Source organism: Bacteroides sp. MSK.20.82 (assembly GCF_019052485.1).
GTDB lineage: Bacteria > Bacteroidota > Bacteroidia > Bacteroidales > Bacteroidaceae > Bacteroides > Bacteroides thetaiotaomicron.
Genome location: NZ_JAHQUN010000016.1, coordinates 1 through 20,398, shown reverse-complemented (window position 1 = coordinate 20,398; position 20,398 = coordinate 1). Strand labels below are relative to the sequence as shown.

Annotated in this window: 12 protein-coding genes; all 12 read left to right on the top strand. The window is 39.1% G+C overall.

Translation table 11 applies throughout. The annotated features are described in order from the left end of the window. Positions 1-98 precede the first annotated feature (98 nt). Entirely contained in the window at positions 99-3,032 is a 2,934-nt protein-coding gene (locus tag KTR07_RS14665) for a SusC/RagA family TonB-linked outer membrane protein (RefSeq protein ID WP_117981212.1), read from the top strand. 33 nt (positions 3,033-3,065) lie between these two features. Continuing rightward, on the top strand, positions 3,066-4,604 hold the full coding sequence (locus KTR07_RS14660) for a RagB/SusD family nutrient uptake outer membrane protein (protein ID WP_055217552.1): 1,539 nt from the start codon (positions 3,066-3,068) through the stop codon (positions 4,602-4,604). 13 nt (positions 4,605-4,617) lie between these two features. After that, on the top strand, positions 4,618-5,412 hold the full coding sequence (locus KTR07_RS14655) for a hypothetical protein (protein ID WP_008766185.1): 795 nt from the start codon (positions 4,618-4,620) through the stop codon (positions 5,410-5,412). Further along, entirely contained in the window at positions 5,396-6,430 is a 1,035-nt protein-coding gene (locus KTR07_RS14650; protein WP_008766184.1) for a DUF5007 domain-containing protein, read from the top strand. Before KTR07_RS14655 ends, KTR07_RS14650 begins: the two co-directional genes overlap by 17 nt. A gap of 23 nt (positions 6,431-6,453) precedes the next feature. Further along, positions 6,454-9,624, top strand: a complete 3,171-nt coding sequence (locus KTR07_RS14645) for a TonB-dependent receptor (protein WP_117981211.1) — start codon at positions 6,454-6,456, stop codon at positions 9,622-9,624. Between the two features lie 24 nt (positions 9,625-9,648). Beyond that, complete coding sequence (locus tag KTR07_RS14640; RefSeq protein WP_008766182.1) at positions 9,649-11,160, top strand: RagB/SusD family nutrient uptake outer membrane protein; 1,512 nt, start codon at positions 9,649-9,651, stop codon at positions 11,158-11,160. A gap of 26 nt (positions 11,161-11,186) precedes the next feature. Then, on the top strand, positions 11,187-11,909 hold the full coding sequence (locus tag KTR07_RS14635) for a fasciclin domain-containing protein (RefSeq protein WP_008766181.1): 723 nt from the start codon (positions 11,187-11,189) through the stop codon (positions 11,907-11,909). Positions 11,910-11,929: 20 nt separating this feature from the next. After that, positions 11,930-13,615 (top strand): DUF5124 domain-containing protein, encoded by a 1,686-nt coding sequence (locus KTR07_RS14630; protein WP_008766180.1) that lies wholly within the window; start codon positions 11,930-11,932, stop codon positions 13,613-13,615. 16 nt (positions 13,616-13,631) lie between these two features. After that, positions 13,632-15,461 carry a LamG-like jellyroll fold domain-containing protein gene (locus KTR07_RS14625; protein WP_224200329.1) on the top strand — a complete coding sequence of 610 codons (1,830 nt, stop codon included), beginning with the start codon at positions 13,632-13,634 and terminating at the stop codon, positions 15,459-15,461. A gap of 13 nt (positions 15,462-15,474) precedes the next feature. Beyond that, positions 15,475-17,592, top strand: coding sequence for a M60 family peptidase N-terminal accessory domain-containing protein (locus KTR07_RS14620; protein ID WP_008766178.1), 2,118 nt, complete (start codon positions 15,475-15,477; stop codon positions 17,590-17,592). Between the two features lie 11 nt (positions 17,593-17,603). Beyond that, complete coding sequence (locus tag KTR07_RS14615) at positions 17,604-19,376, top strand: alkaline phosphatase family protein (protein WP_008766177.1); 1,773 nt, start codon at positions 17,604-17,606, stop codon at positions 19,374-19,376. 146 nt (positions 19,377-19,522) lie between these two features. Then, positions 19,523-20,275, top strand: a complete 753-nt coding sequence (locus KTR07_RS14610; protein WP_008766176.1) for a hypothetical protein — start codon at positions 19,523-19,525, stop codon at positions 20,273-20,275. Positions 20,276-20,398 lie beyond the last annotated feature (123 nt).

The following is a 20,398-nucleotide window of genomic DNA, read 5'->3' as shown; positions in this document are numbered from 1 at the left end:
TAGAGAACTTCTTTCTACTGGATAACTCGCACTTTTGTGATGCATTTGATGCACAACTAATACTTATTTGGTCTAAATAACTTTATAAATCTAATAGTATGGTGATAATTTTACCTAATTTCTTTTTGCAGAAGCCTGTTTGTCGTTTACTGGCTGTCATGGGCTTTTTAGGATTTAGTGGAGCGATAGCGTCTCAATCAAGTTCGCCTGTGAATATTGATTCTGTGGAGACCTATATGAAAAAAGACTCTTTTGAGAAGAATGTAGGATCTCGTTTCGTTACTAATCGTAGTATAGACTCCTTTGGGGTGAGTGATACTGTTGATATCAGGATGTTGCAGCGCTCTCAATTTTTATCTATTCAGCAATTACTGAAAGGGAATGTGGCCGGTGTATATGTACAGGAAAATAATGGAGAGCCTGGTACCATTCAAAGCATGCTGGTTCGTGGCTTATCTTCACCTGTCTTTTCAAATAAAGATGTGTCCGGTGTTCAGCCGACGATTTATTTGAATGGTGTTCCTTTGATGTTGGAAAACAGCTATGTGTACGATATCAAACAGTTTGATATTAATCCGATAGGAGCTGCTGCCAATATGTTGGCGGGACTGGATATATCTTCCATAGAGTCAATAGAAATTATCAAGGATCCGCTTCAGCTTGCCAAATTAGGTCCTTTAGCTGCCAATGGCGCCATCTGGATAACGACCAAAGACGGTTATTATGGTGGGGAGAACGTCTCTATCGGAGTTTCGGCAGGAATGGCCTTTGCTCCGTCTTCGGTTCGTATGACGAATGGATCATACGAAAAAGCATTCCGTCAACGTTTCTATGATACGTATTCTCTTACACCGGGTAAACAACCCGATTATCTTATGGATACAAGAGATGTACGTTATTTTGGTAAACCGGACTGGGCAGACGATTATTATCAGTCATCACTCTTATATAATGTAAATGCTTCTATCGGTGGTGGTTCAAAGAAAGCGAATTATGTATTTACACTCGCAACGACAAAAGATGCGGGAGCAGCGGACAATACCTCTTATACGAAATATAATATTGGCTTTGCCTTGAATATGGTTCCTTTGGATGGCTTGAATGTTAGTACAATTATTAATGCCGCTAAGATAGACCGTGTCAGGAATCGGAATTTTAGAGACAGGTTTGCTGAGATGGAGTATATGGTTGATTTTTCAACTCCGCTTGCACCTGCCGGCAATTTGTATAATGACTTTTTAATATCCAATGATTTGACTAAAGATGATAATTATAACAATTTACTGAATGGATTGTTGGCTTTGAGCTATACTAAGCAAAGATTCAATGCTACAGCCAGCATCAAACTTGATTATACAACAAATGTTCGTCGCGCTTTTTGGCCTATGGCTTTGTTGGAGTCCGTCAACTTTGTATCTAACTATTCAGGATACAATCAACGGATTATAGGTGAAACTTCAGCGAGCTATTTGTTGCCTTTAGCTGATATTCATAAGTTGAATATTCAGTGGAATGGCTCTATAACCAGCGATTTGTATCACTATAATTATACTCGTGCCTATGATGGTGATGATGATATGAAGCCGACAACAAGTACCGGGAACTTCAAGCAGTATCGTTATGTTGATCGTTTGGAGAATAGGTGGGTATCGACTTCAATAGCTTTAGATTATAAGTATAAGAATTTGCTTAATGTGGGATTATTGGCAAGATACGACGGAAATTCCGCTATCCAGTCGGATCACAGATGGATGTTTACACCCGCTGCCTCTGCTGAATGGAATTTAAAGAATCAATTTTTTACAGGTAGTACTGCATTGTCTGGATTGTCTTTGCGTGCATCTTATGCACGAATAGCCAAATCAGTCCAGTCCGATAGATATGAATTAGGTCCTCAATACTTGGCTACAAGTATCACATGGAGTGGCGAACCGTTACTTTCCTCAGCTAATGGATTTGCAACAATCACTCGTCCGTATGCATCGGGTTGGGTTGGTTATGATTTAAAGCTTCCCTATTCTGATAAAATGGAGCTTGCTTTGAAAGGTTCTTTTTTCGACAATCGCATTATTGCGGAAATAAGTCTGTATAAGAATTATGAAAAGAATTTATTGACATATTTGCCTGTCACTCAAGAAATGGGATATGAGTATAAACTGGCCAGTGGAATGGATATCAGTAATCAGGGATTGGAATTAAATCTTTCGGCATCCATTTTGAAGAACACTCCGTTGAAGTGGGATTTGTCTTTCAATGCAAGTTATAATAAGAACAAACTAGAGAAACTTCCCGAAAACCAGAAGACAACTGTGATAGGCGACCATAAACTACAAGTAGGACAGTCAGTTGATGCCTTTTGGGTGTATCAAAATAAAGGCATTTATACAAACGACTCAGAAGTTCCTGTTATGAATGGGAAACCACTGAACATAAATGGAGTTCCTTTTAAAGCAGGAGATCCTGTTTGGACAGACGTTGACGGAAATAATCAGATTAACGACAATGACCGTGTGCTGACCGGACATGCCATTCCACCCTATACAGGAGGATTGACTAACCAGTTTGCTTATAAAAGATTCGATTTCAGCTTCAATCTCTTCTTTGCTTTGGGGCATAGTGCTTTAAATCTGCGCGATCAGCAACGTTACGACTTTGCGACTTTGGATAATATTCAGTCCTTGCAGTCTGTCAAGGAGATTTTCTTTTGGCAAAACACTAATCAGCGTGACGATTATCCTATATACAATCCGCAAAGCAGTGTTCATCCTTACCGTGCAGAACAGGATTTGTTCCTTGAAAAGCTGTCATACCTGAAACTGAGAAATATAACTGTTGGTTACACACTTCCTATAAAGAAAGTTGGTAGTAATATACCTAAAAGTTTGTATTTCTATCTGACAGGATCTAATCTGTTATCTTTCAGTAATTTTTCAGCAGGTGATCCGGAATTAGTTAACTTCAATGGTACCTATGACGGGTATTCGCTTCCCATTCCTCGTTCCATTTCTTTGGGACTGAGATTTAAGTTCTAAAAATATCGGAGATGATAAAAAATGAAAAACAATATGAAAAACAATATGAAAAAATTGCGATTAGCTCTTTTCTCCGCACTTGCCTGTTTATTTTTGCAGTCCTGCAATGACTTTCTGGATGTAGATCCCAAACATGCAGCTTCGGAAACCCAACAATGGAAGACCCTTGAAGATACTCGATCAGCATTAATGGGAGTATATGGCTTGACACGCGCAGCCTTAGCCGATAACAATACTCATTGGATATGTGGTGATTTGCGGAAGGGGGATTTTACCGTTTATAAGCGTAGTGACTTACAAGCTGTGTCTGATAATGAATTGAACAAGCCATATGACTTGTTGAAGAAAGTATCTAACTGGAGAAGATTTTATGCGGTAATCAATGCGGCATCTGTTTTTATGGAAAAAGCTCCACGAACTGTCGAACTTGACCGGTCGTATTCTGAACAAAACTTGAAATATGACATTGCTCAAGTACGCGCTTTGAGGGCATTTGCTTATTTTTATATGGTAAGAATCTGGGGAGATGTGCCGTTAGTCACCTATTCTTATGATAACGGAACTTTTCCGTCTATGCCCCGTACAGACGCTCAAACGGTGCTGAGTTATGCTAAGGCAGAACTGTTAACAGCTATAAAGGATTTACCCTATCAATATGGTACTCAAACGAATTTATATTATGGTTCATATGGGGCCCAATGGCAGGGAAAACTGTTCAATAAGTTATCTGCATACTCTGTATTAGCTCACATCTGTGCTTGGCAGGGAAATTATGCAGAAGCCGAGACATATTCTGCATTTATAATAGATCATGCATCTGAGATTAATGCAAAATATACTTCTATTGCCGACTTGACTTCAGAAACAGGGCTGTTTTACTCGAATGCGAGTGTAAAAGGTTCAAGGATTTTAGGATTTAATTTTGCTCACAATGATAACGAAGCAACTCAAAGCGGACATCTTGAACAGTTGACTTTAGCTTATCCATTGGTACAAAAATCCTATCCTGAAATATACATTTCAAAGGACAGCTTATTTTCGATTTTTACCAATTTTGATGACTTGCGGTTTGGAATCATAGATACCATCAAATATTCATCCTATTATGTTCAGAATTTGAATGAAGAAACTCCGGTGTTCAGTAAAATAAAGATTATTCAGGATGGATCGGCGAAAGACAATGATTTCGGAGTCTTTGGCTCGTCTATTGTTTTCACTCGCCTTGAAGATATCACCTTGCTACGGGCTGAAGCATTATGCGCACTAAATAGAAGCACAGAAGCTGTATCCTACCTGAATATGATCCGAACAAATCGTGGATTGAGAGAAGTATCTTTTAAAAAGGATTTTGGGAATAATCGCGAAAGCTTAATTGCCGAGATATTTGAAGAGCGTCGCAGAGAGCTTATGGGAGAAGGCTGGAGGTGGTATGACCTTGTCCGTCGGCAAAAGCTGATGAAAGATAATGAGGCATTCTTGCGACTGATCAGCAGTGGTGGAATCTACTGGCCGGTATCGGAAGATATCATTACTGCTAATTCACAGATTGAACAAAATGAGTTTTGGAAATAAAAAGAAAACGACAATGAATAAGATACTATTTATTTTATGTCTGACTTCGGCTTCCCTTTGGATGCTGTCTTGTACAGATTACGAAGTGGCTTCATATCCTGAGGAAAATGAAACCGAAGTATTTAATGGAACGGTTCTGGATTATTTGTCCACAGGGAATGAAAGGCTGAATTTGAAATTTGATTCTATGATGGTTCTTGTCAACAATATTCCCGATTTCATACAACAGATGGAACAGACGGATGTGCAATATACAGTTTTTGCCATACCGGATGCATGTATCCGTTCCTCATTGGCGCAACTTAACGAGTACCGTAAACAAAAGGAGTTGGGTGAAGCGATTTATTTGAGTGATTTATTAATTGAACCGTTTGTTGTTAAAGATACGATCGTTAATGTTATAACACCGACTTTAAATGATACGATCATTAACGAATATCATTATGATTATAGAGCTGACCTTGAGCGAATGTTATGCAAGTACATTATTAAAGGTAGTTACGATACCGATAATATTCTAGCCAATGAAGGAAATAACTCCTTAAATTCTTTGAAGTACAATTATCAAATGAATATAGAATGTTCTCGCAAACCGGCATCCGGATTTGTAGGCGGAGGAGTCAAACAGCTTATTTTCAGTGATATGAAAAACTCTCAGGTAAAAGATAACTGGAACAGAGTTTCTACGGTATGGAATGATGTTTATACAAATAATGGTATCATTCACATCCTTTCTCCCCAACACAGTTTCGGTTTTGATGAATTTATTTACGTATTTAATAATTATGGCAATGAATATAAGAAGTAAAAATATTGCGCTGCTGTTTTCCTGCGTATTATTAAGCATATCGTGTGTCGATAAATATTTGCCGGATAGTTTGGATGCTTTCGACAGAGACGTCAATTTTACTACAAAACTATATCGTCCTCAACTAGGAAAAAATACTTTGATGTCCGACAACTTTTCATCGGGTAATTCAACGCTTCCTCTTACTTTCGAAATATCACGAATCGTGAGGGCCGACGGAAGTCCTGCACCTGAATTGACGGAATATTTCCCGGTAAAAGTTTGGAAAACTCCATATATGGGTACCGAAAAGTCTATAGAAGAAATAGAAGCTAAAAGAGAAATAGAATATCGTACTCTTTTTCAGGTTAAAAAGCATTCCGGAGAATTTATGATGTGGTCCAATGCCGAATCTTCTTTTGTGCAGTGTGCTCCGAGTGATGGCTATATTTTTGATGTGCTGGTGAAAAACTCGGGAGGATATAAAACATTTACTGATATGCAGCTTATACCTGTCAGAGAAAGTGATTACGAACCGAGTATATACGATCCGGAAACAGGGTTGGTGCAGGGACAGGACTATGTTACACCAAATTCGTTAACCCTTTTTCAAACAGAAAGTGGAGACTATATGTTTCCTGAAGATGTACATATTTATTTTCGTGAGAACCAAGATAATGATGATGATGTAAAAAGTTTGACTTTTCGTTTTTATGGACCGGATTATACACCGATCTCTCCTTCATCTTTTAATCAGACAGACTGGGCTAATCTGATTCATGGTTTCAATATGGAGAAAACAGATGAATATGTAAAGTATGATGTAGTTTATCCGATGCCATTGGTTGAAATGAAATCAAAATATACCAATAAAGATGGTAATAGAATAAATGTCAATTTTTTATATGACCGTATTACAGCAAGTGGTTATCGTATGACATCCACTATGTCATTTGAATTTGCGATATACAAGGAAGCTCATTGGGAGATAATAGTTGTATTTACAGCAGGAGCCCCCTTGTTTGAAGATGGAAAATAACTAATTAATACCATGATTCTAATATGAGAAATATATTTAAATATGGCTTGTTGGCTATGGCGATTGCTGTCACCTCGGTTGGTGTTCGGGCTCAGGATATTCCTGTCAGTGGTGTAGTCAAAGATAAAAGCAATAATTCTACATTGCCTTATGCTTCTGTTATTGTTAAAAATGAAAGTGGAAAAACGGTGCCTCAGCTTTCAACCACAACTGATGATAACGGACGATTCTCTACAAAAGTTAAGAGTGGTTACCGACTTGTATTCTCTTTCCTGGCGTTCGACAGTCTTTCAGTCAAAGTTACTAAACCTTCAGAACGCATGCAAATATATCTGAGTCCGACAGAGAATATGCTTGATGAAACAGTTGTAGTCGGATTTAAAAGAGTTAGCAAGGCTGCGGTAACAGCATCGGTTACGGTTATTAAAGCAGAAGATCTGGTCAATACTCCTGTTGCTAATCCGATGGAGTTGCTTCAAGGGCGTGTTCCCGGATTAAATATTCAGATGAATAATGGTACTCCCGGAGGTCTTCCAAGTTTTTCAATTCGAGGAGTCTCGGATATTTCCGTTCAATCTTCCGGTGATGGCGAGTTTATGATGGGGCTGACTCCTCCTTTGTTTGTAGTTGACGGTATACCGCAGGAAGACGTAACGGGCTATGATGCAGCTGGTTTGCTGTCAGGTGCAACAGTCAGTCCGTTGGCTATGATTCCACTTGAAGATATTGCGAATATCCAAGTATTGAAAGATGCAGCTGCAACTTCCCTGTATGGTTCAAAAGGTGCTTATGGAGTAATTCTTATAGAAACTAAAAGAGGAGAAACAGCCAAACCGAAAGTTTCTTATTCGGCTAACTTTGTAGTGAAAACACCACCGAGGTTGAGAGATGTACTTGCAGGCGGGGCGGAGAGAGCGCTCAGAATTATGCAAATTTTGGGAAATGATACATCCGCCTATCATGGATATAATGAAATCCATAAATTGCAGGCACTGTCAGATAGCTTGAATCCTTATTACAATAATAATACGGATTGGCAGGGTGTCTTTTATCAGACGACTTACAATCAAACTCATAATCTTAGTTTCTCTGGTAAACCTAATGAGAAATTTGACTATAAGATCAATGCAAACTATTATACGGAAAAAGGAATTGTGAAAAACACGGACTTTAACCGATACGGTATCAGGGCAGCAGTAGGATATAAGCCTAATGATAGATTTCATTTGGATCTAAATCTTGCCACTACATTAACCCGAAATAGTAATGGTAGCGGAAATGCTTTCTCACAATCCGGCGTAGCCGCAGGTTCGGCAGCTTCTTCCTTGTTGCCTCCACCGTCTATGTATACAGCTTCCAATTCTGCATTGTCTGTTTTTTCTGTCCAGGCAGATAATCAGAATGTAGTCTATGATGCAAGTATGAATATCATGTATCTGTTGCCATTTGATATAAGATGGAGAAGTACTTTAGGATATAAATACGGAACTGTGGAGAATGAGAAATTTACGCCGGGTATTTTGAATGCCAATAGGGCTACTTGGAATAACGGTAGTGAATATAGTTATAATATGTATGTTCGTTCATTATTGTCAAGAACCGTAAAATTGGGAATTGTAAATTTTGATTTACAGGGAGGTTTTGAACTTTCATCCGAAAAGTATAGCGGTAACTTTATTATGCTAAATGGATTGGCAAGTGACCATATATGGTCGTCCGGTATGCCGTCCATGGCAGCTGGAAGGTCGAATTTTTCAGATAAAAAGAATACGTTTGCACTTATTATAGATCCTCAGTTATCGCTGCCTGGTGGGAAATACGTATTTACTCCCAATATTCGTCCTGAAATAAATTCATCTTATGGGTCGCAGGCGAAATGGGCAATAAATCCTTCATTAGGATTTCGCTGGAACTTCAGCCGTGAATCTTTTGCTAAAAAATGGAAGTTTCTGGATGCCGGAGCTCTTCGTGTAACTTGGGGACGTAGTACCACTTATAAAGCTAGTATTTATGATATATGGGGAAGTTACAATCTGAGCAAAGATACTTATAATGGAGTTTCTATTATTCCTATTGATAAAAACGCTATGCCGAATCCGGATTTGAAGCCGGTAACGTCAACATCATGGAATCTCGGAACAGACTTATCATTCTTTAATAATAAAATTATGTTCGTTGCCGAGGCGTATTACAAACAAATTGACAATCAGCTAAGTTCGATAGAGTTGGCTAACCACAATGCTTTTAATTCCGTAAGAAGTACGAAAACGAGTCTGGTTAACTATGGATTGGAGTTTTCGTTGAACGTCCGTCCGTTGTCAAGGCAAAGTAATTGGGATTTGAATGTAGCGACTTCACTGGCAATTAATAAAGACGTGATCGCAAAGCTGCCTAACGAGGTGCGGCAGATTATTAACAGTGATGCGGAAGTGGTGAATAAATTAGGTTCTAACGCGATGGGGAATTATCTCTATGTGTATAAAGGCGTATATGCGACTGACGAAGACGTGCCTGTTAATCCGCTGACCGGAGAACGCTTGCGGATGGGAGGGAATACTTCTACTCAAGCATACTTTAAGGCGGGAGACCCTATTTGGGTGGATGTAAATGGTGATTATATCATCGATGAAAAAGACAAGGTGATTGTAGGTAATTCACAGCCGCGAATGACCGGTGGTATTAGTATCAATCTTCGTTATAAAGCGTTTTCTATCAACACTAACTGCTCGTTTACGTTGAGACGTGATATTATCAACAAGGCTCTGGCAGACCGTTTTAGGGCTTATGGAACACCTGTAGCAGGTAAGGTGAACCTTACAGGTAGTGGAGCTTTAACACCTATTGAGGCATATAATTTCTGGACAGAAGATAATATCTATGCCCAATATCCTAATCCGTTTGATTATACCCGTTCAAGTATTATTCAGCCTTTCAGATACGACCAGACATTGTTTATGGAAGATGGCTCTTATTTTAAAATTAACGGTATATCTGTGGCTTATACTATTCCAAAGAAAATGCTGGATTTTTTTAGGATCAGCCGATGTCAGCTTAATTTTAGTATGAACAATATTTATACTTTCTCCAAATATTCAGGCATCAATCCCGAAAATGTAAACAATTTGGGATATGACACATCCGGTGGTTATCCCAATGGTCGTACTGTGACATTTGGTGTCTCAATGGATTTTTAGATGAACGATTAAATATAGAAGAATATGAAAAATATAGTTTTAATAATGACTTTGATAGTATCTTGCCTGTTTGCCGGTTGTGACTCGCTTGCAAATAAGAGTGAAGATAAATTATCGGGTGATGATTTTTGGGCGCAGGGAAATGAGACGAATGCGGAAGCTTTTTTGTTAAGCATATACAATTCGTTTCGGAATGCAACAATGTCACAACGTCCTTTCCTTACGTATAGCGGAGATATGCGGTGCGCTCCAATAACAGCCTACAGCACTGGGGATAAATATGTAGCTTATCTGGCTAACAACGATATGGGTGAATTGCGTAATACATATCCCGATGATGCTAGGGGCGGTTTAATAATGCAATGGGATGTGTTTTATACTGCTATTCAGGATGCCAATATTCTGCTTGCTGAGATAGACAAAGTGCCCGGTATGGATGAATTGAAACGGAGTCGTTTTAAGGCAGAAGCTATTTTCATGCGTAGCTTGTCTTATTTCTTCATTGTAAGGGCTTTTGGAGATGTGCCTTATTATACAAATGCCTATAATGAAGCTCCCTTGCCAAGAACCAATATGGTTATAGTTTTGCAAAATTGCCTTGCTGACTTACAACCTTTGCTTGACGATGATCCGGGAGCGGAAGTATTACCATGGTCATATTCATCTTATTCGAGCAAAGGGATTAGAGCCTCCAGAGGTTCTGTCATTGCGCTGATGATGCATATAAACTTGTGGCTTGTACAGTTTGATGCACAAAATAAAGAGCAATATTATAGGAATGTTGTTTCGCTAGGCGAGGAACTGGAACGTAACAATGGAGCTTATTCATTACTTGATATAAATAGAAGTTCCGTGATTTTCGCAGGAGGATCGGACGAAGGCTTGTTTGAGATTGCACAGAATATAAATTTCAATGAGATATTTATGATGAATGCAAAGTTTTCTGATAATGTTTCCTATTCCTGTTTGAATAAGTCAATGCCGCTATTCTGTTATTCAGGAGATTATCTTATGACGCTGTTCCCTATGTATGAAGATGATGCGAGAAAAGAATTATGGTTTGACGAAAAAATCTATTCTACATCGGTTTCAAGTTCTGCTCCTAAAGAAATCAAGAAGTTTTGGAATATTGATACTTATGGAAACGGAACAATTACATCTAATTCCGGCAATCAAATAGTATTCCGTTATGCAGGTGCACTTTTGTTGTATGCTGAAGCTCTTGCCGCTTTGGGGACTAACGATACGAAAGCCTGCGAATTACTCAACCGGGTCCGCAATAGGGCACATGCTTCCGAAATAAATACCTCGGGTAGTGAACTGATGGATGCTATTTTCTGGGAACGCTGCAGAGAGCTTATCGGTGAAGGACATTACTATTATGATTTGGTTCGTACAGGAAAGGTGTATAACAGAAACTATTGTATGAATCCGATGACGCGTACTAATTTCAATGTGGGGGCATGGACATGGCCTATTCATCGTAATGCGTTGAAAAACAACACACAGATTGGATTGAATTTATTTTGGGAGTAACTCTGATAAACTTAAAATGTATAGATATGAAAAATAATATCAAATTATGGAAGAAAATTGTCGGATGTTGCCTTTTGGCAGTACTCATGTACAATTGTGCCGATGATAGTTATTTAATTGATGGTGGAAAAGCGAACCCTTATTATAATGGGAATATGATGCAATATTTGGAATCAAGACCCGATTATTTTAAAGATTTGGTGGAAGTCATCCGGCTGTCCGGTATGGAAGATGTTTTTGAAGACGAACAAATTACCTTTTTTGCACCTACCGATTGGTCAATCCGTGGTAGTTTTAATTATCTGAACCGTATTTGGTATCGTATGGGGCATGATAGCATCAAGAGTTTTAGTCAGATAAAACCGGAAGTCTGGCGTGAAATGCTGTCAATGTACATTGTAAAAGATAAATATTTGCTGAAAGATATACCTCAAATTGATACGACTGCCATAGCAGCCTATCCGGGACAGGCATTTTTATCTTATGGTCAGCAGCCTATGAACATGGGTGTTGTTTATTATGATGCAAACAATGTGAAATATGCCGGTGCAAGACAAATCATATACTCTTATGTCTATGATTTCACTATAGGAGATATGAAAAACGCTTATGTAGCAACATCTGATATACAACCGACCAACGGAGTGGTACATGTACTCAGATTAACCGATCATGCATTTGGTTTTGAACCATATCTTTTCGCTACCAAAGCTATAAATGCGACAATAGAAACAGAACCGGATAATTAACTATAAATAAAGATAGTACAATGAAACATATTACCATCTATTCGTTAATGATTGTTTGCTCCGTATTCACTTCGTTATTGGTAACATCCTGTAACAGTGATCTGAACAGCAATATTAAAGATGATCCGTACAGTGGTGGAAAAGCTCCGCTTGGAATCGGTTTGCTGGCTGAATCTCCTTCTCCGGAAAGCGCTTATCCCAATGATACGGTTGTATTCAAAGCAAAAGGGATGTTGAACTGGTGTGATCCGCAATCAGGACGTTACGATTTCAAGTTTTATATTTCTGATGAAGAAACTAAAATTGTAACTGCTACCGACACGACAATCACCGTGAAAGTACCTGGAAATCTTAGTTCGGGTACGGCTTATATTGTATTGAAAGAACAGGTTTTCTATGGACCTCGTCTCACTGTATTAGGAAATATTAAGATAGATCAGTCATACGGCTTTAAAGGCACTTCGGGACCTATTTACGATTGTGCGGAACATTATTCAAAAGCACGGGTATATTATCCAGTTGGCGACTATATGCAGGCCTACTACAATGAAAATAGCTCGCAGAGTTTTTCTTGTATATCTATGGTTTTGACAGACGGCTCTGTATCGGGAAAATGGGTAACTGACTTCAAACTTGATCCTGGTCAGGGAGCCGGCATTGATCTGGCCAATCCGGGAGTGACAGATATTGAATGTTACCTTAATTCATTTACTTATTTTCCTAGTGACCACAGGGTTCTTCTCTCGGGTAAATTTTCAGAATACGGCTGGGATAAGTTGCCGGTCAATAACATCACGATAGCTACTAATGAAGTAGCCTCGTATTATAAAACTGTAGCGCTGCCTTCGAAAAAGAATAATACAAGCATAAATTGTAAGATACCGGTATTCAACGGGGGAACTCTTGAAGCGCCTGTCCGTACATTTATAACTTCCAATGAGAAGGTGGTAGCAGTAGGAAATATTACAAACTACTGTCGTATTAATACTGAAAAATCCTATGCTGAGAGTATGGTTTTGGATTATTCGAAGGTTGCAAGTGTATTGCGTATGTCAAGGACTGGAGAACTTGATGATAGCTATCGCAGGGATGCAGAAGGAGTTATCGGGCAGATTTTAGATGCTTGTATGGTCGAAAGTGACGGTATTGTCATAGTAGGGACATTCAGCAGTTTCGATGGACAGTCTGTGAAGAATATTGTGAAGTTGAATGCCGAAGGTACCCTTGATGAAACTTTTATGAAAAACATCGGTACGGGCGCAAATGGAAGTATTACTAAAATCCGGTACAATAAAAACAAAAAGAAAATCCTTATAACTGGGGAGTTTTCTGAGTTCAACGGTATTCCTGCACAGAGTGTAGTTATGTTGAATGATGATGGCACACGTGATGAAATTTTCAAGATCGGAAAAATGGAAGGAGGATTGGCCAATTTTGCCTGTCTGCTTGATAATGATAATATTGTTGTTTCAGGTGCGTTTACGAAATACGATGGTGTAACTCGCCGTGGTTTCCTTATATTGGGTCGTGATGGAAAGGCGCTGCAACAATTTAATGTACCGGGCATCTTCCAGGGTGAACTCTACAAAGTAATTGAAACTCGTACTTCGACCAATTCAAACGGATTGCTGCTGCTTGGTGATTTTAGTCGTTTTGATGGTAATATGGTTCGCAATGCGATAATGATAGAAGTTGATTATGAATAACTTATTATGAAATACAATGGAAAAGTTGATAAAAAATATAATGCTTTGCCTGTTTGCTGTATTTGCATTCTCGTGCAATGAGGAGATGGAAAGGCTTTTGACTGATGATTATCCGGAGTCGGGTACTGAATATACTACGGGACACGTATTGATGGTGGTTATCGATGGTGCATCCGGAATAGCCGTTAATGAGGCGTATAATACACGAAAGGCTCCAGTTATCCGCTCCATGACGGATAAATCTTTGTTTACTTTTTACGGACTTGCCGACAATGAAGAAGGGGTAAGTAAAGAACGTGGATGGGCAAATTTGCTGACCGGAACAACAAAGAACGGGCTTGATGTCAATCAAGGAATTGACGAACTCGAAACGCCTTCTTTTCTTCAACGATTGAAAGAGGCGGATGAAAATCTAAAAGTCAGCTTTTATTCTTCCGATACGGAGTTTTTCGGAGCTTTCGGGAGTGTTGCCAATACTAAAAGAAAGACTTCGGCCGACAGTGAAACCGCTGATGCTCTTATTGCTGAAATCAATGGTGAAACAATCTCGGATATCGTAGTTGCACAGTTCGGCGGTGTTCAACAGACTGGTGAGCAATATGGATTCTGGAGCAATGAGACAACTCCTACCAGTGAGGTTATTGATGCGATTTACAATGTAGATGCTTTCATCGGTAAAATAATGAAAGCACTTGAAGCGCGTTCGCGTTACGTTCAGGAAAACTGGCTTGTAGTTATTACATCTTCTTATGGTGGTGTTTATGAAGGTAATGTAACTCCGGCATCGTTGTATGATGATCCGCGTCTCAATTCTTTCATGATGCTCTATAACAGTCGGTTTGCATCCAAATTGTTGCAAAGGCCGGGCTCGGATGAACTACAATACAAATTCTATAGTCCTTATTTCGTCGGTCCCGGACAAAAAGCGACAACAAATGCCGTTATGACTGGAAATACCGAGTTTTTTAATATGGGTAAACGATGGAGTTCCAATCCGGATGAAGAGGTGGATAAAAGTGGATATACCATTCAGTTTAAAATGTTTGATAAGCACGGCGACCCCTGGGGTAATAGAAATATAATATCGAAAAGATATCAAAAAGCAGGTACAGGCTGGCAGCTAATGTTTTCTAATAATACTCAAGTCGAATTTGCTGCAAATTTTAAAGAGGGTTCTTCGGTATTCCGCTTACCATCTACGAGACGTGACGGATCATGGCATTCTTATACGCTAGTTATAAAAGAGGTTGATGATACCCAGAAAGGTGACTCCATCTTATTTTATCTTGACGGTAAGTATCAGATGGGATGTAAGATAGACGGCAGTAAAGATATGTGGACAGATGCGCCTCTTGCCATCGGACATACGTTTTCTCCGGACAGACCTAATCAGGCAAATCTATATATAAACGATCTCCAGTTTTACAACGTTGCTCTACCTGCTGATATTATTGCGGAGTATCATTGTACTACAAAACTGGACCTTTTGGGTGAATTATATCCGTATTGGAATAATCTGGTGGGTTATTACCCCAACGATCGCGAAGATGATATCGGATTATCTTATTTGGAAGATTATTCGAAATATACATCAAAAGATAAAAGATTATACTTCAATAAGCCGGTTGGTACGTTTGCGCCTACCGATGATTACGTAACGCGCAGGCAGGAGAGTATTGTAACGGATAAGGTATGCCCACTTATAGACGATTCCTACTATAAAACGGTTCTTAATACAGTCGATTTATCCTATCAGATTTTTCAATGGTTTGGAGAGCCGGTTGATTCTTCCTGGAATTTCGATGGTGAAGGCTGGGCATTAGATTACGTTTCTTTAAATAATTAAATTAGAATGCAATATGAAATGCTTTAATAAACTAAAAGCCGACTATGCAGTTTTGCTGTCATTCATTTCCTGTATGTTTTTTATGGGAAGCTGCAACATTGCTTATCAATATGATATCGAAAGCGGGACAGAGGATGATACCGCCGATTCTACCAATGTAACCATAGTAACAGGTGAAGGAATCGATGTCAGTATGTATGAAAGTGCCCGTGTTTTTCCGGGTTTGGTAGATACTTTAGTCGATAATACTGTCAATACACTGCTTGCGCTTGATTTAAGCAAGAGATACATTCCTGCATACGATCTTGACGTGCAACAAGTTCCTCGTCCGATATACAGCACCGGGCTTTATGCCGGAGCAGGTGAATTGATTACTATAACCATTAATGACAACACTATGGGGTTGACGGTTATCATCGGTTCTCATTTAGATGATTTGACGGATATTTCTCCCTACTTGCGTTTGCCGGTAGTTACTACTTCGAAGCAACTGTTCCCGGGAAAAAACACCATTCGTAATCCTTTGGGAGGCATGATATGGATCGAAAAAAGCAAGGATGTGAATGGTAGTGCGGATTTTGTTATGGAGATTAACGGGGCTTATCGTTCGCCTGATTTTATTGTCGGTTCTACTGATGTAACAGCGTGGGTTGAGCAGTTGCGTACAACGACTGTACCGTGGCTCGAGTTGCGTGGCCGGCATGTCGCTTTTTCCGTTCAGCGTGAGCGATTATTGGATATGATAAATGATGATCCTATCATTGCTGAAAAGATGCCGAACACACTGGAAGCATGGGACAATGCTGTCGAGACCTATTATTATAACTATTACAGTTTGCAGGTTGGGGCACAGGATTTTTCAATGCGTGCTCCCGATTTTCCTGAGCGTGTGGTGCTGGATGTGGAGTTGTTGGACAATCTGTATATTCGTAATGCCGATTATGGTGTAGTGGCATTGAATACAAATTATCTGTTGAATGAGCTGGCTAGCTATCAAACGTTGAAATCCGGTAATTCTGTTGCTATTTTTAATGCGTTATATAGAAATTACTCTTTCAGAGATATAAAATCACCCTGGTGGAGCGAAGTATCTGATGCGGTAAAAGCAATTCCCCTATATCGCATGGCTGAGAAAGGATTAAGAGAGGATGGGTATCCGATGGGACCGATTTTCCCGGAAGAAGGCAGTAGCATTGCGGAGCAATTCCCCAAAGCATTGGCATATGCAGATACCGATAGTAGCCGCTGGTTTGTATCTGATATAAAGTCGGAAGTACGGCCGACATACGCATTGGCAAGCCTCGTTCAATTAGCTAACTACAAAGATGACGATTGGGCTTTTTATATAGAGTTGAACCGTATGATTAAAGATAAAATTTCCATAGATCATTCTACTTCTACCTATTTCTTTAAGGCTTTATGTGACTATTTTAAGGAAGATTTTTCACCATTCTTTGAGCATTGGGGCTATTCGCTGACAGACGAAGCCCGTAGTTATGCATCGAAATATCCGCTGATGGATAAAGCCATATGGAAATACTCGCCTCTGGCAGAAAATCCATCAAGTGGTGTGGTTGATTTCCCAAGTAACGGGTATCACTACCGTCATAATCGAGCTGACTGGGAGATTTATGCACTGGATGCAAATGGAAGCGATAACTTTAATTCAGGGCAGTCGCCGGACCGATTGTTGGACAGCGACAAATCAACAGGATGGACTTCATATTACAACAACGATACAAGTACTCCGCCACTTCCGTATTATTTGTTTATTGATATGAAAGAGACGACAGATGTTAATGGTGTATTTCTGGCTGGCAACAACTCAGACTTTGCGGCAACTAAGCTGATTATCGAGACTCCTGTCAATCAGGATATTATTAATGATCCGCTTGACGAAAATATAGTTTGGAGGGAAATTGTGCAGATTGATTCCATTGCACATCCCGAGTTGCCCAATATTAAAAGTGAGGGTTTCTATGATTTTCCGTCAAAAGAACAAGTGAGATATCTGCGTATAAAACTTCCTGAACCTAATCGTAATGATAACTGGAATGAAACAGATATGTCTCGTTTTAGGTTCAGAGTACAGTCGTTTACCGAGTTTGGTACATTTTATTATAAACCGTAAATTTATATCAGATGAATAAACTATTAAATATTCTCACATACAGCTTGCTTGTTGTTTGTGTCCTGGCATTTAACTATGCTTGCACGGAATACGATACACCTGCTGAAATAGCAGACGATGGAACTATAGATACCGGCATATCTACCAAAATCCATCGTAAAGTATTATGGATAAATATAGATGGTGCGGTTGGTGAAGTGGTGAAGAACTCCCTTCCTGCCGATGGTGCCATTGCTAAGATGTTGAAAAATAGTAAATATTCGTGGACAGGAGTTAGTGACAATCGAACCCTGTCTGTCGAGAGGAACGAAGACCCTGTAACGTGGGCAACCATGCTCACTGGGGTCATACCCGAAAAGCACAGTATAACCGATGAATCTTATACTGCTAATGTGGAGTACAATCCGAACAATCCGAATGAAAAGGTAATTCACTATCAAAACATTATTAGCTATATTTCGAATAATGACGTGAATATGCTTTCATTGTGTGTGACACCTTGGGCGAAACTGAACAAAAATATGCTTAACAATGCTAAGACTACCATTACTTCAGAAAATGACGTTCAAACTCGGGATGTGGTTCTCAATCATATTGCGAATGAAGATTACACATTCATTCTGGCCGATTTTTCAGGAATGTTGGAGGCTGGGAAGAGTGGGGGATTCAAAGCGGACAACGCCGCTTATGTCAGTGCACTTAAAACTATAGACGGATACATTGGTGAATTTTTGTCGGCGATTGATGCCCGTGAGAATGCATTTTACGAAGACTGGCTTATTGTTGTAACTTCCAATCACGGTGGATCGGCTGACGGTCGTTATGGTGGCACTTCGGAAGTGGAGCGTAACACGTTTGGTCTGTTTTACTACAATCATTATACGGAAAAACAATTGAATGGTAATAGACTATACGGTGCATATTTTGATTCTCAGAATGAATACAAGGCTGTCGTTTTTGATAGTATAGGTAAATATTATTCTTTAGGTATGGATGCATTTTCAATGGAGATCATAATGCGTATGGTTCCTAGGCAGGACGGTACATATAATGGTAACAATTGGGATCGCATACTTGGAAAAGCCGGCTGGGGACTATATAGGCAGAGAGGAACTGTATCCATGAGAACAAATCCTAAGGAAGGTCCTGCTCTTGAGCAAGCTATTACCGGATACAATGATTCTAAATGGCATCACTATGGTGTTAGCATAAGTTCCGCTGCCTCCGGAAGGAGAAATTGGCTCATTACTTTAGATGGTAAGTTGCAGGGATCTGGAACTACGGATACCCAAGGATTGGCTCCGGATTCAAGTCTTTTGGCGATAGGTGGTTATTCTGTACCAACTTCCTATTATATATCGGAAGTACGTCTATGGAAAAAGGATCTTGCTGAAAGAGAATTTTTGCAACTATCGGGAGAAATTGATATTGAACCTTCTGGTGATATGCTCGGCTATTGGAAATTCAAGCCAACAGAGCAACTTGAGAAATTAGAGGAGGATACATTAGTAATTAAAAATCAGATACAAGGTGGACTCAATATGTATTATATTAAAGATAAAACAAGCAGTTCTCCGGATATCGAACAGAAAGCTTCTGCCATGTTTGCAAATACATTGCCTACCAATGTCAATGCTGAAAGAATCTGTGTTGAGAATACGCTGATAGTACCGCAAATTCTCTATTGGTTAGGCATCTCGGTGCCATCCACATTAGATGGATACGTGTTTATCAATAACTATGCGCTTTCAGAAGAATGGCGCGAAGAGGTGGATACGGAATAATTTGACGAAAAAAGAAAACTTTGTTTGATGCTGGAATTAATGGAGGAGTATCGATTAAATATTTATGTCGGTACTCTTCTCACTCAATTAATAAAGTTGTAATTAATATTTTAAATCAATCATAAAAGATATCTGTAAGAAATATTATGAAAACAATTAAATTATCAATCCTATTTCTTGTCCAGATACTATTACTTTCATGTAGCGAACAAGTGTATGTCGATGGCACTTCCAAGCAAGTTATAAAAAGAGATAAGATGATTACTCAAGCTATCAGTCAACTTACACCCCAAAACAAACTGCTTGTAGAGGAGATTAATAAAAATGTTCAGGATACCATACTTGAACGATTAAACATGAATATTGCAGGGAGATGGAATGATTCATCCTTGTCCTTAACTTTGATGAAGTCCACTATAAAGTTTGTACCGGTTATTGATTCGCCTTCAAGATTATATTTAGTGAACGATTCAGAAAAGGTATTTAGAATTCCAGAAAAGTTTGCTTGTTTTTATGGGCAGAATGATAATGGGGAAACAATATATTTTTATGCTATATATCATGCTGAAAACTTTATGAAAGACACGAATCCGAAAAGTTATTATCAAGGATATGTTGAAGTGTTTGGGAAGGAAGCTGCGGACAAGATGGTAGAAAGTAGTATAAAGAGGACAGAAGCGGAAAGATGGGAAATTATGTCGTTTACACCGCAGAAAAATGAAACAAAGAAGTTTGAATATGCTAGAGAGCATTCTGATGATGGGACATTTTTTATTTTAACTCGAGAAAATACTTATCCTCATATATGTTTCTTTAAGGATAAAAAGCCTTATTATTGTTGGGGAGCAAATCAAGATGAATTGTCTATGGAACCTTTGGAAAATTATTTGAAACCATAGTTAATACGGAATAGTTCTGTATAATTTATCAGCCCTTCACCTTCTCTCTACATCCCTTATCAAATGGGGAGGGCGTAATCTGAACTCTGTCCCCAAACAATTATCTTTGTATTATGGATAGAA